This is a genomic window from Candidatus Zixiibacteriota bacterium (assembly GCA_036480375.1).
In the GTDB taxonomy this organism is placed as follows: Bacteria; Zixibacteria; MSB-5A5; order GN15; family JAAZOE01; genus JAZGGI01.
Genome location: JAZGGI010000029.1, coordinates 61,905 through 77,429, shown reverse-complemented (window position 1 = coordinate 77,429; position 15,525 = coordinate 61,905). Strand labels below are relative to the sequence as shown.

General features: G+C 43.2%; 10 protein-coding genes. 9 read left to right on the top strand and 1 reads right to left on the bottom strand.

Translation table 11 applies throughout. The features are described 5' to 3' along the window. The first annotated feature begins 1 nt into the window (after position 1). From V3V99_09825 to V3V99_09785, 9 genes are all read left to right on the top strand, one after another. Positions 2 to 1,009 (top strand): SPOR domain-containing protein, encoded by a 1,008-nt coding sequence (locus V3V99_09825; GenBank protein MEE9442952.1) that lies wholly within the window; start codon positions 2 to 4, stop codon positions 1,007 to 1,009. Then, on the top strand, positions 996 to 3,611 hold the full coding sequence (gene mutS, locus V3V99_09820) for a DNA mismatch repair protein MutS (GenBank protein MEE9442951.1): 2,616 nt from the start codon (positions 996 to 998) through the stop codon (positions 3,609 to 3,611). Before V3V99_09825 ends, mutS begins: the two co-directional genes overlap by 14 nt. Then, complete coding sequence (gene mutL, locus V3V99_09815; protein MEE9442950.1) at positions 3,604 to 5,469, top strand: DNA mismatch repair endonuclease MutL; 1,866 nt, start codon at positions 3,604 to 3,606, stop codon at positions 5,467 to 5,469. The genes mutS and mutL overlap by 8 nt, the downstream gene beginning before the upstream one ends. A 1-nt stretch (position 5,470) precedes the next feature. Then, positions 5,471 to 6,415, top strand: coding sequence for a tRNA (adenosine(37)-N6)-dimethylallyltransferase MiaA (miaA, locus tag V3V99_09810; protein MEE9442949.1), 945 nt, complete (start codon positions 5,471 to 5,473; stop codon positions 6,413 to 6,415). A 130-nt stretch (positions 6,416 to 6,545) separates the two neighbouring features. Beyond that, positions 6,546 to 8,570: a LysM peptidoglycan-binding domain-containing protein gene (locus V3V99_09805; GenBank protein MEE9442948.1), complete on the top strand. Its 2,025-nt coding sequence runs from the start codon at positions 6,546 to 6,548 to the stop codon at positions 8,568 to 8,570. Positions 8,571 to 8,580: 10 nt separating this feature from the next. Then, complete coding sequence (sppA, locus tag V3V99_09800) at positions 8,581 to 9,483, top strand: signal peptide peptidase SppA (protein ID MEE9442947.1); 903 nt, start codon at positions 8,581 to 8,583, stop codon at positions 9,481 to 9,483. A 145-nt stretch (positions 9,484 to 9,628) separates the two neighbouring features. Continuing rightward, a complete protein-coding gene (locus V3V99_09795; GenBank protein ID MEE9442946.1) occupies positions 9,629 to 9,913 on the top strand; it encodes an HU family DNA-binding protein in 285 nt (94 codons plus the stop codon). 349 nt (positions 9,914 to 10,262) lie between these two features. Beyond that, positions 10,263 to 13,106, top strand: a complete 2,844-nt coding sequence (locus V3V99_09790) for a T9SS type A sorting domain-containing protein (GenBank protein ID MEE9442945.1) — start codon at positions 10,263 to 10,265, stop codon at positions 13,104 to 13,106. Between the two features lie 115 nt (positions 13,107 to 13,221). After that, the gene (locus V3V99_09785) at positions 13,222 to 14,472 is read left to right on the top strand and encodes a hypothetical protein (protein MEE9442944.1); all 1,251 of its coding nucleotides are present in this window, start codon (positions 13,222 to 13,224) and stop codon (positions 14,470 to 14,472) included. Positions 14,473 to 14,541: 69 nt separating this feature from the next. Here V3V99_09785 and V3V99_09780 read toward each other — a convergent pair whose 3' ends face one another. Further along, entirely contained in the window at positions 14,542 to 15,465 is a 924-nt protein-coding gene (locus V3V99_09780; GenBank protein ID MEE9442943.1) for a tetratricopeptide repeat protein, read from the bottom strand. Positions 15,466 to 15,525: the final 60 nt, after the last annotated feature.

The window sequence follows — 15,525 nt, the reverse complement described above, 5'->3', positions numbered from 1 at the left end:
TATGAAGTACTTATTAATCACGATATTTATCTTTGGTATTTCGGGTATAAGTCTCGCTGATGATAAAATTGATGAAATTTATCAATTGTTTTCAAAGGGCGAAATAAGCCGAGCCAAAAACGAATTCTCCGAATTACGTCAGACAACCGTTAGAGACGGGAATCGTCTTTTTATGGCTTCGCTTCTGGAGCCGGACGGCAAATCGGCACAGGATAAAATTGAAGCCGCGCTCCGGTCTGACCTTGACGGCAAGTATCAGGAAGAAGCCTATTTCAGGCTAATTCAATTGGCGGCGGTGGAAAACGATACATCAAAAGTGATATCTTCCGGAAAATCATTTCTTGATATATGGGAAACGAGCCGTTTTCGGGAGCAGGTTTTGGCAATATTGTCAGCCTATGAAACGCGCGATTCGAAAAGCCGGGGGAGATATTTTAAACTATTGAGCGATGAATATCCCGCTTCTTATTTCGGTCAATATTCCCGACTTTATCAGGCGGAAAACGCCTATAAAAAAGGGAATTATAAGACGGCAACGACAATGTGCCGAAGGATCAATAATTCTCCAAATGACGATTTAACTGCCGCCAGTTTAATCCTTTTATCTAAGATAGGGCTTAAAAATAATAACGCTGAGCGGGCTTTATTTAATTATAATATTTTGCGGGAACAATATCGCCACGCTATCGGAGAAGAAGAATTGCTGGAAGCCCTGAAAAACATCTCAGACGAAAAATCCGGACAAGAATCCACAGAGGTTTTTGAGGGCATTACTTATTCGGTTCAGGTTGGTGTCTTTGCCGATAAGGGCAATGCCAGGAATATGGAAAAACGGGCGGAAAGCTATGGCTATGATAGTCGGATTAAGAAACGGAGAATATCCGGCCGCGAATATTATGTGGTTTTGGCCGGCAAATTTGCGACTATGCAGGAGGCTGTGACGGCCAGGCAAAAATTGGAAATGGGTGAGAACGAACCTTTTAAGGTAATTACCAATGATGAAAAATAGCGGTTTGACGCCGATGATGCGGCAATATTACCGCTTCAAAGACAAATATCCCGACAAAATTCTGTTCTTCCGCATGGGCGACTTTTATGAGATGTTTGGCGATGACGCTGTCGAAGCGGCGCCGATTCTCGGTATTGCTTTGACATCCCGTTCAGGGGATGCCAAGAACTCTATTCCACTCTGCGGCATCCCGCATCATGCGCTGGATAAATATTTACCCCGCCTGATCGACGCCGGCAGGAAAGTGGTTATTTGTGAGCAGGTCGAAGACCCCAAAAAAGCCAAAGGGATTGTCAAGCGGGATGTGGTTGAAATCATCACTCCCGGAACATCAACATTGGAATCCTCGCTGGCTCCCTCGCATGATTCATACCTGGCCGCCTTATTTGGAGATAACAAAAAAATGGCGCTGGCCCGGCTGGAGTTGTCGACCGGAGAATTTTCAGTCATTGAGGATGATCCCGATATTATTTATGATCGTTTGGCCATGGCTCCACCAAAAGAACTATTAACGCCCGATGACAATTCCTCGGATTTATTTGAGCGAATAACTAAAAACGGTTCGACCAAAAATATCACTCCTCTGGAAAATATCTATTTTGATTTTCGTTTGAGCAAAGAGACGCTGTGCCGGTTTTTCTCTGTTTCAACCCTCGATGGTTTCGGCCTTAGATATATGAAGCGAAGTGTATCGGCGGCGGGAGCGATCTTTAGATATTTACAGGATAACAAGCAGGATAGGTTAAAGCACATCACGGGAATTAAAATCGGATTGGCCGACCAGCGTATGCTTTTGGATGCCGCGACAATACGAAACCTTGAACTCTTTTCTAACCTGGCCATAGGGGATGAGAAGCATTCATTTTTCTGGGCTATCAATCGCACCGGCTCGGCATTTGGAGCGCGGCGACTGCGCAGGTCGATTGCGGCTCCTTTTATAGAAAAAGATAAGATACTGTATCGCCAGGGCGGAGTGGTCGAATTATTTAACGATAGTTTGAAGTCTGACAAAATTTCGCTGCTTTTTAAGAAAATTCCAGATCTGGAAAGATTAAACGGCCGGTTGGGATTAGGTAAGGCCAACCCGCGGACTATGCTTGCCTTACGGGATGCCATGCTAATCGCTGAAGAAATCAGAAGTTATTTGTCGGAATCATCGTCATCGATGTTTAAAACGATTTATTCTTCTGCGCCAATTCTTAAGCCGGTTGCGGAAAAAATCGGTTTGGCGATCAGAGAAGACGCTTCACCAACATCGCACAACGGCGGCGTTATTCGCGACGGCTATTCGAAGGAATTGGATGAGCTAAATCTTTCAATAAAAGATGCCCGGGACTATATCGCCGGGTTGACTGCATCGGAAAGAGAACGCACGGGAATACCTTCTCTAAAAGTCGGATTCAATAAAGTTTTTGGATACTACATCGAGATCACTCGAACCCATACTGATAAGGTGCCGGAAAATTATATTCGGAAACAAACTTTGGTAAACGCCGAGCGATACATTACGGAAGAAATGAAAATCAAGGAAAACTTGATTTTGGAGGCTGAAGAAAAAATCAATCGCCTCGAACATCAATTATTCGAACAACTGGTGGAAGATATTTCTCAAGCCCTCCCGGAATTAATTTCTCTTGCGGATTTTTTGGCGGAAATAGATGTTGTCAATTCCCTGGCTGTCTTAGCCAGAGAGCAAAAATATGTTAAGCCTGAAATCGCCGACGAATGCGCGTTGAATCTAACGCAGGGATTTCATCCCGTTCTTTCTCAGATTTTAGGCTCCGGCAACTTCGTGGCCAATGATACCAATTTGAATGATGTGGATACATCCCTTATAATTTTGACCGGACCGAATATGTCGGGGAAATCGACCTGGCTGCGTCAGACCGGTTTAATCGTTATTCTTGCGCAAATCGGGTCATTCGTGCCGGCGCAGGAAGCAAAAATCGGAATTGTTGATCGCGTCTTTACCAGGGTAGGGGCGACCGATAGTTTGACCCGCGGGCAGTCAACATTTCTGGTCGAGATGGTTGAAACGGCGAATATACTGCATAACACGACTGAAAAATCATTATTGCTGCTCGATGAAATCGGACGAGGTACATCAACTTTCGATGGATTGTCGGTGGCTTGGGCGGTTGCCGAGACTATCCAACAGCATCCGTCCGGAACTCCTCGGACTTTATTTGCCACTCATTATCATGAGATGACCGGTTTGGCCGCGATTTATCCCCGCATAAAAAATTACCAGGTAACGGTGAAAAAGTGGGGCAAGGAAGTTATATTTTTACATCAGGTAATTCCCGGTGGGTGTGATGATTCTTATGGAATCGAAGTGGCGAGACTGGCCGGGCTTCCCAAAGGCACAATATCTCGTGCGAGAGAGATCCTCAAACTCCTCGAATCGGGGGAATTCGCGAAATCAGAATTGGCTCGAGGATTGCATGCTCGCCTGAATCAACCGACATTATTTGACGAAGCGGCATCTTCGGGAGATTCGCTAATAGTTGAAAAGATTAAGGAACTTGACGTAGATAATTTGACCCCGCTTGAAGCGCTTGAGTTTTTGTCTCAAATTAAAAAAGATATCGAGAATGACTAATTTTTCAGATAACAAATTTGCCAGACCGATTGAGCAATTAGATCGAAATTTAATAAATAAAATCGCGGCAGGCGAGGTTATTGAGCGTCCGGCGTCGGTAATTAAAGAGGCGATTGAAAATTCATTTGATGCCGGAGCGACGTCCGTTGAAGTAACGGCCGAGAAAGCCGGGACGACATATATTAGTGTGGTCGATAACGGATGCGGGATTCCCACGGCGCAGGTCAAATTAGCTTTTAGCCGCCATGCTACATCCAAGATAAGAATCGCCGATGATTTATTTGCGGTAAATTCTTACGGTTTCCGGGGAGAGGCATTGCCTTCAATTGCCTCGGTCGCGCATTTAAGTCTGACAACTCGACATTATAAGGAAAACGAGGGGACTTTTATTGCTATTGAAGGTGGCAGGGAAGTGGATTTTCGGCCTGTGTCGGCTCCAATTGGCACCAAAGTGGAAATATCACACCTGTTTTTCAACACTCCCGCCCGCAAGAAATTTTTAAAAAGCGAGACAACTGAATTACGTCAGATTATCCGCGTTGCGGAACGTATGGCATTGGGTAAACCCTCGGTGGCCGTGAAGCTTACTCTCAATGAGCGGCAAACTTTCCAGTTACCTCAGAATCAACCGATTGCCGAAAGAATGGCCACTTTGTTTGGCGTTAAGCCGGATGGAATTGTCGAATATGATATTGAGATGGGGGGAGTATATTTCCTGGCGTACCTGGCACATCCGGATCATGCCCGGCATGATCGTACCCGGATATGTTTGTACATAAACGGACGCTCTGTCGCGTCATCAAGCCTGATACACGCGGTTACTTCCGGATACGGTGAATTTCTTCCACCGGGCCGATTTCCTCTGGCGGTAATTTATATAACCGTCGATCCGTCGCGTTTGGATGTCAATGTCCACCCGACCAAGGCGGAGGTTAGATTGTCTGAAGAACGCGCGATTCATGATAATCTGTATCGTATCGTCAAGAAGGCTCTGAGAGACTGGCGCTTAATTCCATCCAGCGATCATCAATCTTATAATAAAGTGATGAAAGGCAATACTTCCGGTTTTCAGTCGCAACAGAATATGAATTTGCAGTCATCGCGACCGCTGTCCCGAACCCCACTTTCTAACCGACACCGTAATCAACAAAATATATCGGGCACGCTAAATACATTTACATCAATTTCAACCTCGGAACCGGCCGGATGCGATAACCGGCTTCCCGCGATAGATGAAACATCTGTTATCGCGTCGCAAGCGGCGGCGGAGGTCAAAGAAATAACATCGGATGATATTGTATATCTTGGAAAGGTGGGGCGTCAGTATCTGGTTCTTTCAATCGGCGGTGAGTTGTATATTGTCGATCAACATACCGCCCACGAGCGGGTTTTATACGAATATGCGCTTGAACAGGTAGAAAAGGGAAGCGCCGCCTCACAAAAATTGTTATTTCCAGAAACGGTCGATCTTTCCGCCGAGGAATATTTGACTTTCGAAGCCGGTCAGGAAACTCTTACAAAACTCGGCTTTGAAATTGATGCCTTTGGAGGTAATTCGGTTGTTATCCAGGGAGTACCGCCGGTTTTCAAAGATAAGAATCCGGCAAAAATAATCGTAAAATTGCTCGATGATATCGGTCAATTGAAAAAGGCGGGGGGCGATCTCATTAAATCAATAGCCCAATCATTGGCCTGCCGGGCGTCGGTTATGGCGGGTGACAAATTGTCTGCCGATGAAGTGCAATCTCTGTTATCATCTCTGCTGAAAGTAAACAATCCTTATTGCTGTCCTCACGGCCGTCCGACTTTTGTAAAAATAAGTCTGGATGAACTGGATAGTCGATTTGGACGGGCCTGAAATGAATGAATCCAGGGACAAAATAAATATATTGATCATTGGTGGTCCGACCGCATCGAGAAAATCAACACTGGCAATAAATATCGCGAAGGAATATAAGGCCGAGATCATTTCCGCCGATTCCCGCCAGATATATCGCCAGCTTAAAATCGGAACCGACAAGATGGATGAGGATGAATGGCAGGGAATACCGCATCATCTTATGGGTTCACATGATTTAGGAGATAAATTCACAGCTTTTGATTTCTTAATCGAATCCGAAAAAATCATTACTAATCTGTCCGCTTCAAATAAAGGGGTAATCGTTTGCGGCGGGACGGGGCTGTATCTCCGAGCCTTGACTGAAGGCATTGTCGAACTGCCCGACCATGATACTTCGTATCGTAATGAACTTCTGGATGTTGCGGCGGCAAAAGGGCCTAAATTCATTCATGAAATGCTCGAAAAAGTAGATCCCGAGGAAGCGGCAAAAATTCATTATAACAATATGATACGGGTTATTCGCGCGCTCGAAATTTATAATCTAACCGGGCGGCCGAAAAGCGAGGTCATAAACGATACTATTCCGCTCAATGAAAGATTTAATTTTTTGCAAATTTATTTAATCCCCGAGCGTGATAAGCTCTATGAACGCATAAATGACCGAGTTGATGAAATGTTTAAGCAGGGTCTGCTGCGAGAAGCCGAAAGTGTATATAAATCACATTTTGGTGATAAGTTAAAATTGTGTAAGATTGTTGGTTATGCGGAATTGATTGCGTATTTTGAAAATCAATTATCGTTAAACGAAGCCCAGAATTTAATAAAGCAAAATACGAGACGATACGCCAAGAGACAGTATACATGGTTTAATAATGCCGCGAAGGCCGAATTTATTCCACTATTTGGAAGTGAGGCGTTAACTTCTTGTTTGGAACTTATTGAGGGGTTTTGGCGTAAATCTTAGAAAGAAAAACACTTGACACGATTTTAGAGTTTACATATATATCAACAAGTTACAGGGAATACATTATAAAGCGACAAGGATGTCGTACCGATACTAAGTTTAGACAAACCTTAACGCGACAAGGATAACTTTGAAATTACTTGCACGCTTTCTATTCGTTTTATTGATTCTGGGTCAGGTAGTCTTAGCCAGCAATCAAAAAGATTACAAACAGAATACCTTAATTCATAAGGAAATATCTGATTCATCGCAGAGCAATTACAAGATATCGGATATATCTTACGATGAATCAATATTTTCCGATTCGGCATACGCCGTGGACGACGAAATCTGGAGACAATTTCATAAGGCTCAGGAGTATTTTGCTCAGGGCGTTGCCGCCAACCAGGAGGCTTCCTGGGAAGAAGCACAATACTATCTGGAACAAGCCCTTAGAGTAATGTCTGATCTTGATATTGATATTGACACCGTTATTGTTACTCCGGAGTCCAAACGATATAGCTCGCTTCTATCTCAAATAGTCGCTGATTACCGTTTAACATTACTATCATTAGGCTCGCTTCCTGAAGATGCTTCATCTTCGGCTTTTCTTGAAAAGTTTTCTGCGGTCCAGGATCTGGGGGAGCTTAAAGTAGAAGGTGAGAAAAAGCCGGTTACCTACAATGTTCCAATGGTATTGAATGACCGGGTTAAAAAGTCAATAATATATTTTCAGACTGTTGCTCGGGAAGCATTTGAAAAATATCTGGAGCGTTCCGGGAAATATATCCCTCTTATGACGGAGATTCTGGATCAATACGGGATTCCTTCCGATATCGTATATTTACCGATAATTGAGTCGGGGTTTAATTGCAAGGCCTATTCGTGGGCGCGAGCCAGCGGTCCCTGGCAATTTATTGCGTCAACTGGCAGGCTTTATGGGCTGAAAAGAAACTGGTGGTATGATGAAAGACGCGATTTCGTCAAATCGACTCATGCGGCAGCCAGGTTTCTAAAGCATTTATATGAAAAATTCGGAAGCTGGGAGCTGGCTTTGGCGGCCTATAATGGCGGACCAGGAAGGGTTAGTAGAACTATTAAGAAACAAAAAACTCGCAATTTCTGGGATATGAGGCTTCGCAAACAGACCGAAGATTACGTTCCGTTCTATATGGCTGCTACCATTATCGCAAAAAATCCCGAGCTATATGGATTTTATATCAATTATGATGATCCGGTAACTTATGATGAAGTTGTCATCAAAAAGTGTCTTGATCTTAAAACAGTTGCCAAAGCGATCGGAGTACCAAAGAAGGCTCTTGAGGAGTTGAATCCTGAATTGCTTCGAAGCGTAACTCCGCCCGGTAAATCCAAATATAATTTACGAATCCCTTCCGGAACCAAAGATAAGTTTTTGGCCAGTTTGCCTAAAATGAAATCACCTCAGGAGACGGAATGGGTGCGGCATAAGATAAGGAGAGGTGAAACGGTTTCAAGTATCGCCAGTAAATACGGCGTTTCACAATACGCAATATTTGAGGCGAATAATTTGAACCGACGGTCGCGGATTTATACCGGAAAGTCACTTATAGTGCCGGTTCCGCTGGACAGAAATTATTCATCGAACAGAAAGGCTAAAAATAGACAAGCGACGGGTGAAAATACTTATATTGTTCGACGGGGTGACAATTTATGGGAAATTTCAAGATCATTTAGCACGACTCCTGAAAAATTGCGAAGACTAAACTATCTTGGTAATTCCAGCCGGATTTATGTCGGTCAGGTCTTGAAATTGCCGGGTTCTAAAAAATCCACGGTGGCCAGACAAGAACGGAATTATGATCATAAACCGGCCGGGGATACTCAAGGGTACACGGTTAAAAAAGGTGATACTCTCTGGGATATTGCCCGTATGTTTGGTACGACAACGGCGACTTTGAGACGTCTAAACGGTCTTAATCGATCTTCTCGGATATATGTGGGGCAAAAGCTTTTGGTAAACTCTGATGATGTTTTATCTGAAGGCGATTATTACGTTTATACCGTTCGTCGGGGAGACAGTCTGTCGAAAATTGCCAGAGCCTTCGGAACTACAGTCAACTCGCTAATTCGTATAAATAATATCAAAAATGCCTCCAAGCTGTCGATTGGCACTAAATTGAAGATCGCGAAATAAGGTAGGAGCGATGAAAAGAAAAACAGTCGTTATCACGGTAGTTATTTTATCGTGCGTTATATTTTTCGGATTTATGGGCGCGATGATTTTAGTTGGCATTATGGGCGATGTTGATAATGAGTTTTATTCCGGATTTTCGGGGTTTGGGCCAAATGTCGCTGTAGTTGAAATTTATGGCGCTGTATATGATTCCCGAAGTTTCGTCCGGCAGATAGTTAGATGGACGGATGATAATTCAGTCAAAGCAATTGTCCTTGATATTAATTCGCCGGGAGGGGCGTCGGTTTCGTTTCAGGAAATGTATGATGCCGTACTAAAGGCCAGAGAATCGGGGAAAATAGTCGTGGCCAGTCTGGGAACAGTGGCCGCCTCGGGGGGATATTACGTCGCCTGCGCGGCCGATAGGATTGTGGCCAATCCCAGCACTTTAACCGGTTCAATTGGAGTAATAATGTCATTTCCGACGGCCAAGAAGCTACTGGATAAAATCGGATTGAAGTGGGAAACGGTTAAATCCGGGGATCTTAAAGATGTCGGGGCTATGGATAGGGGAATGACTCCTGAGGAAGAAAGAATGCTGCAAGCCGTTATTGACGATACATACGAGCAATTTGTCGAGGCGGTTGCGGAAGGCCGAAATCGAGATAAGGAGGAAATTTATCCTTTGGCGGACGGTTCGATTTTTACCGGACGGCAGGCTTACAATATGGGATTGGTAGATACCCTGGGTACTTATTACGACGCTTTGGATATTGCCGGTGAGCTTTCAGGAATTGGTCCCAAGCCGGATATTGTTAGAGAGCGCAAGCGGAAACCGGGATTGTTTGATGTTTTGAACCAATCACTTAATCTTCTGGAGCGAATTTCCGGTATTGAAAACAATCAACCGGGGCTATTGTACCAATATAAATGAATTTTTTGGGCGAAAGGCGGTTTTGGGCGCTTGGATTTTTAGCCGGGCTACGTTGAAAATAATTTAAAAAATGGTTGCGTAACATATCGGAAATTATTATGTTTCGTAACTCAATAAACGATAATGTTTTTTGGAGGAGGACGAGATGACCAAGGCGGATCTGGTCGAAAGGGTTGCAGAAAAGACCGGGCTGACTAGAACTGATGTAGCCGTGGTGGTCGATAATTTCTTGGCAACTGTTAAGAAATCGCTGGAAGCGGGACACAACATTGAGATTCGGGGGTTTGGGACGTTCAAGATTAAACTAAGGAAGGCTCGCAAAGCGAGAAACCCTCGTACTGGTGAGGTAGTCCCGGTGCCCGACCGCAAAGTGCCGGTATTTAAACCTTCCAATGAATTTAAGAACATGATCACCAAACTGCCGATATAATTTGACGCGGTTATCAGGTTATCACAGGAGGATTAATGCCAAGCGGAAAGAAACGAAAACGCCAGAAGATTAAAACGCATAAGAGGAAAAAACGGAGAAGGCGCGACCGTCATAAAAAGAAGAAAGTCTGATAGTAAGCCGCGATTTATTCTGTAAATATTCAGGGGTAGAGCCTGAGGTTCTGCCCTTGTTTTTGTGTACTTTTTCCTCATTAAATCGGATAAGTTTTCCTGTTTAATAATACCATTCTTAATTCACACGAATTTCTCCTTCTATTCTATTCATATGTAGTGACTTGCAGATTGTGATATATTTTCGCATTCGGCAATAATTTTGCAATAAACTCGGCATGCGACTATGCCTTTTATATATTTTTGTTCTTGTCTGTATTTTTGCGGCGGGAATTATTTCTGCCGATATTAATGATTTTTTAATCTCTCGGGATATCTCTAATTCCGAGCAAAATAATCCATCGATCGCTGTTGGGCTTGGAGGTAAATTTGCCGTAATTTGGTATGATTACAGATTTGGAAACGGTGATGTATACGGGCGATTGTATGATAGCGGCGCCAGCCCCATTGACGACGCATTTTTAATAAATGACGATATTAATAAAGCCTGGCAAATCAATCCCGAATTGTCGTCTGACTGGTTTGGAAACTATTACGCCTCTTGGCAGGATTATCGCAATGAAGGGTATCCTTTTAGTCCCGATATATATTTTCAAAAGCTCGATAGCACCGGCGTTATCGGCATCAATAGCAATATAACAATTGAAGTACCGGATACGAGTCATCAATCTCCCGCTATCGGTTCGGCCGGGTGGGGAAAATCGGTCGTCGCCTGGACAGATTTGCGGAATCTGAACTGGGATGTTTACGTTCAATATCTTGATATCAATGGCACCTTTGTCGGTGAAAATATAAGGGTTAACGATGACGCTTCGCCGACTCCCCAGCATGAGCCTGATGTGGCGGTTTCTCCGGAGGGATGGTTTGTCGCAGCCTGGTATGACCGGCGCAACGGCGATGATGATGTATATATTCAGAAATTCGATTCCTCGGGCAATAAAATCGGCTATAACATTCGTGTTAATGATGATAAGGGACAGAAGCGTCAGAAATTCCCGTCGGTTGGTGTTGGCGGTAATGGTACGATCTATGTTGTCTGGACCGACTGGCGCAACGGAAATTATCCGGAAAACTCGGATATCTATTATCAGCAATTTGATTCGGCGCTAAATAAACTGGGCCCCAATATTATTGTCAATCGAGACGGCACTTATGCTTCTCAGCGGGATCCGAAAGTTTCCGCTGATCGTATGGGGAATGCGTGCATAATCTGGTCGGATTTGACAATCTCGGGGTGGGATGTAATCGGCCAGATGATTGAATATTCCGGCGAATTTCACGGCGATAATTTCCCCGTGAATCTTGATACGCCCGGGAATCAGCTCAAAGGAGATATTGCCTTAGATGGCTATAACCTGTACTTTGTTTGGGTTGATAGTCGCAATGGGAATTTTGATATTTACGGCCGGGTAAAAAATTATAACAATCCGACGTTGATGACAATCCCTCAGAAATTGGAAATTTCACGCGATATGCTCGAGCCTGACCCGGTTCCGGTTAAAGTAAAAATCCAGAACGCCGGTTATGGAGAAATTTATTACCGACTCTCAACCCCGCAGTCATGGATTGAGCTGTCAAAAGACAGCGGCTCCACTCCTGATAGTTTTTATGTAACTATAAATTCTCAGGGGATAGATTATGGGATTCATCAGGGTGTAATCTCCTTAATTGATATTAACCATCAGGATTCGTCGGCGGTGCTTCCGGTTGAGCTGAATATTACCGGGCCAATGATAGAACTCAGTACTGATACTCTTTATTTTGATGCTCTGCTTGATATCTACCTGACGGATGAACAACCGGTTCAAATTACTAACACCGGTTCCGGTAATTTAACCTGGTCGCTGTCAACAAACGCGCCCTGGATTAACACTGATATTTCCAGTGGAATTGAAGGCGATTTTATATCGGTTGGTTGTGATATGACCCAGGTTTCAGCTGGTTATTATCCTGATTATATAATCTTTACTGATCCGCGCGCGCTTAATTCTCCGGAATCTCTGGCCGTCACTTTGACCGTGGTGGATAATATGCCTTATCTCACCGCGACGCCCGATGAAATATTTTATTCCCTTAAGCCATATGAAATTATTCAGGACTCGGTTTTAGTGTCCAATTTGGGAAAGGCTGTGTCGCAATGGTCGGTAATTTCCACCTGCCCCTGGATTGATTTGATTACCCAGGGTGGAGAAGATGATGCCTTTTTATTTTTTTCTGCAGGTAGTTCGGAGCCGGATTTTGGCAGTTATTCCAATACTATAGTCATTTCAGATGAAACCGCTTATAATAATCCGCTAACGGTCCCGATTACCTTGAATATTATTGGAAATGATACGATTTTTGTTCCTCCGGTCAATGTCGAAGCGGGGAAGATGTTTCAGGTTCAATTGTATTTAAGAGCAGATTCAGATATCAAAGGCGGTGTTTTTGAATTCTCTTACGATTCATTATATATTTCAGTCGACTCGCTGTTTAATCCGGTTGGTCGATTAGAAAGCAGGGTTGAATTTAATATTTCTTCTGACGATACAGAATTTGCAGTAGCTGTTATTGATGATCCGACCGATACTCTGATTTTGCCGGGCGAATATCATTTGTGTGACTTATACGGAACGGCCAATGGTAATACTCAAGCTGTTACCAAATTTACAAAAGCGTCTCCGGGCGATAGATTTTATATCCTCGATTCGGCAAATAAATCAGTTCCGGCGGTGTTGGATGCCGGAGAAATTGAGATTTCAGCGCCTCTGGCTGTTTGTGATTGGGGTCTGGAAAATACTGATTTTCGATATTCTCTTGAGCAGAATTTCCCTAATCCGTTTAACGCTTCAACCACAATAGAATTTTCCATGAGAAAAAAGGAATTTGTCAGCCTAACGGTTTTCAATTTATTGGGCCAACAGGTAATGAATTTAGCTGAAGGTGAGTTTTTGCCCGGAGTATATAGGGTCGATTGGGATGGCCGTAATTCTACGGGCAGAATGTCAGCGTCGGGAATATATTTTTATAGAATTCAAACAGAATCGTATACAAATGTCAAAAAAATGGTTTTTCTCAAATAATCCTCAAATTCGCCTTTGACTTTTTTTATCTTTTTTAACTATAATTAGGCAACTGTATTAGGCTGAAGGCCGTCTAATCACCAGAGAATATAAGAACTTAAAAAGCGAGGTTTCTATGGGAATCAGGATATTAAAGCTATGCCTGACTTTTTCGATAGTAATTTTCCTGGCAGTGCCGACTCCCGCTGAGAAGGGGCGAATCTACGGAAAGATTTATACCGATATAGGCGATGTCCTTGAGGGTCCAATTCGCTGGGATATAAATGAATCATCATGGGATGATATGATTGATGGTAACAAGGAACGTGAAAAAAAGAAATCCGACAGGAAAAGACGCAAAAAATATAGGGACAGACGCTCATCTTCAAGAATTAAGCTATTTGGCTTAACAATCGGCGATAATGATATTTTTTATACATCATCCAGACAAGCGGCGATACCTTTTGGATTTATAAAAAAGCTTACCCCGATTTCGAACAATGGCGCCGAATTGCTCTTGCAGAACGGAGAAGAGGTTACTATTGAGGGAAGTTCAACTGATTTGGGTACGGGGATAAGGGAAATCGTAATTGAGACTTCAGATGAAGGCATGCTGGAACTTGATTGGTACGACATAGATTATATTGAATTCATGGATGGCGGCGACGTTGAATCGGACTTTGGCGAGAAAATTTATGGAACGGTTTCGACAGACCGGGTCGGTGAATTTACCGGTTGGATTGTCTGGGATGTTGATGAATCTTTTACCAAGGATATAATTGACGGCAGAGATCGGAGAAGAAAACGCAAAATCAAATTTGAACAAATAACCTCTATTGAAAAAATATCGTCGCAGGCTTCGGAAATTACTACTAAAGAAGGCAAAACGATGCGTTTAGATGATTCCAATGATGTTGACAGCGGTAACCGGGGAATCGCTATTGCCGACAAAAATCTTGGACGCGTCAATGTTGAATGGGATGAATTTGAGAGATTGGATATAAAAACTCCGCCGGCTGACGCTTATCCCAGTTACAGTGATTATGCCAAATGCGGCCGACTCGTCGGAACCGTATATGACGAAGATGGAAATGAATATTCCGGTTATATTCGGTGGGACGATGATGAGGAGTACGGCTGGGAAGTCTTAGACGGCAGCTATCGCGATGTTGAATTTGATATCGTCATGAGAAATATCAAATCAATTGAAAAGCTTTCCCGTCGGGGTAGCCGGGTTACTTTGTGGGATGGCCGCAGTTTCAAACTGCGCGAGTCGAACGATGTCGATGATGATAATAATGGTATATTCATTTATCCCAAAGATGACGAAGACGATGAAATTATTATCGAGTGGGAAGATTTTTCCAGGATTGAATTTGAGAAATGACTAAAATTTGATATGAAATAAAAAGCCCCGATCGTATTGGGGCTTTTTATTTTACACAATTTTAAAAATCTATTCGTTCATTTCCTGAGCCTCTTTGGCTTCTTTCAACTGTTTGATTAATTGTTCGGCGTTGGCGACCTGTTTTCTCGCTTTAGGATTTTTGCGGCCGACTTTCAAAAATTCATTCCAGGAGGTAATAGCGGTCGCATAATCTTCCGGATCATTGGATTGAACCGCCACGGCTAGATTATAAGCGGTTTTATAATCTTTGGGTTTAAGCTTTATGGCTCGCTTATAATAGGTTATGGCTTCAGAAAAGCGTTCTCTTTCGCGGTACAAATTCGCCAGATTTCTTATTGACTCAAAATGATTGGAGCGCAAATTTATGGCGGCTTTGTAATTCTCGACGGCCTTATTGTAATTTTTTGCTTTTTTATAGGCAGCGGCCAGCAGATAGTAAGTATAGTAGTCTTTTGTATCGAGTTTTATGAAATTTTCCAGGGAAGTAATAGCTTTATCGTACTCCTTGGCCGAATAATAAAGTTTGCCCAGTTCTTTATTCGCTTCAGCATATGCTGCATCCGCCGCAAGGGCTCCTTCAAAGGCAGTGACTGCATCGTCGTTATTCTTTTGAGCGGCGAGGACTTTTCCATAATTTGAAAAGCCAACGGGATCATTGGGCGCCAATTCGGTAACTTTTTTGAAGTTTGTGCCCGCGTCACCGTATTTTTTTTGCGCGAAATAAATCGATCCCAGATTCAGATAAGCGTCCGTAAATTCAGGGTTGGCGGTTATCGCCGCGTTATATAATCCAATAGCCTGAGCGGTATCGCCGCTTTTCATTGATTCTATCGCCGTATTAAAACTTTCTTTGGCTTGAATAGTTTTTTCATCATCAGCTTCTTGAGCTAAAACGGCCCCGGATGATATCAGGGCGATTGCAAACCCCAAAGATAAAATCTTGAGTATTGGTTTTGCCGCGAAGTATTTCATAAGTTCTCCTAACAGTATTTTATCGATTACTATCTACTTATATACAGTATAAGACGAAAA

Excerpts from the sequence above, each read along its gene's own strand:
- V3V99_09825 (MEE9442952.1), top strand. The coding sequence starts at position 2 with ATGAAGTACTTATTAATCACGATATTTATCTTTGGTATTTCGGGTATA.
- mutS (MEE9442951.1), top strand. The coding sequence starts at position 996 with ATGATGAAAAATAGCGGTTTGACGCCGATGATGCGGCAATATTACCGC.
- mutL (MEE9442950.1), top strand. The coding sequence starts at position 3,604 with ATGACTAATTTTTCAGATAACAAATTTGCCAGACCGATTGAGCAATTA.
- miaA (MEE9442949.1), top strand. The coding sequence starts at position 5,471 with ATGAATGAATCCAGGGACAAAATAAATATATTGATCATTGGTGGTCCG.
- sppA (MEE9442947.1), top strand. The coding sequence starts at position 8,581 with ATGAAAAGAAAAACAGTCGTTATCACGGTAGTTATTTTATCGTGCGTT.
- V3V99_09795 (MEE9442946.1), top strand. The coding sequence starts at position 9,629 with ATGACCAAGGCGGATCTGGTCGAAAGGGTTGCAGAAAAGACCGGGCTG.
- V3V99_09790 (MEE9442945.1), top strand. The coding sequence starts at position 10,263 with ATGCGACTATGCCTTTTATATATTTTTGTTCTTGTCTGTATTTTTGCG.
- V3V99_09785 (MEE9442944.1), top strand. The coding sequence starts at position 13,222 with ATGGGAATCAGGATATTAAAGCTATGCCTGACTTTTTCGATAGTAATT.
- V3V99_09780 (MEE9442943.1), bottom strand. The coding sequence starts at position 15,465 with ATGAAATACTTCGCGGCAAAACCAATACTCAAGATTTTATCTTTGGGG.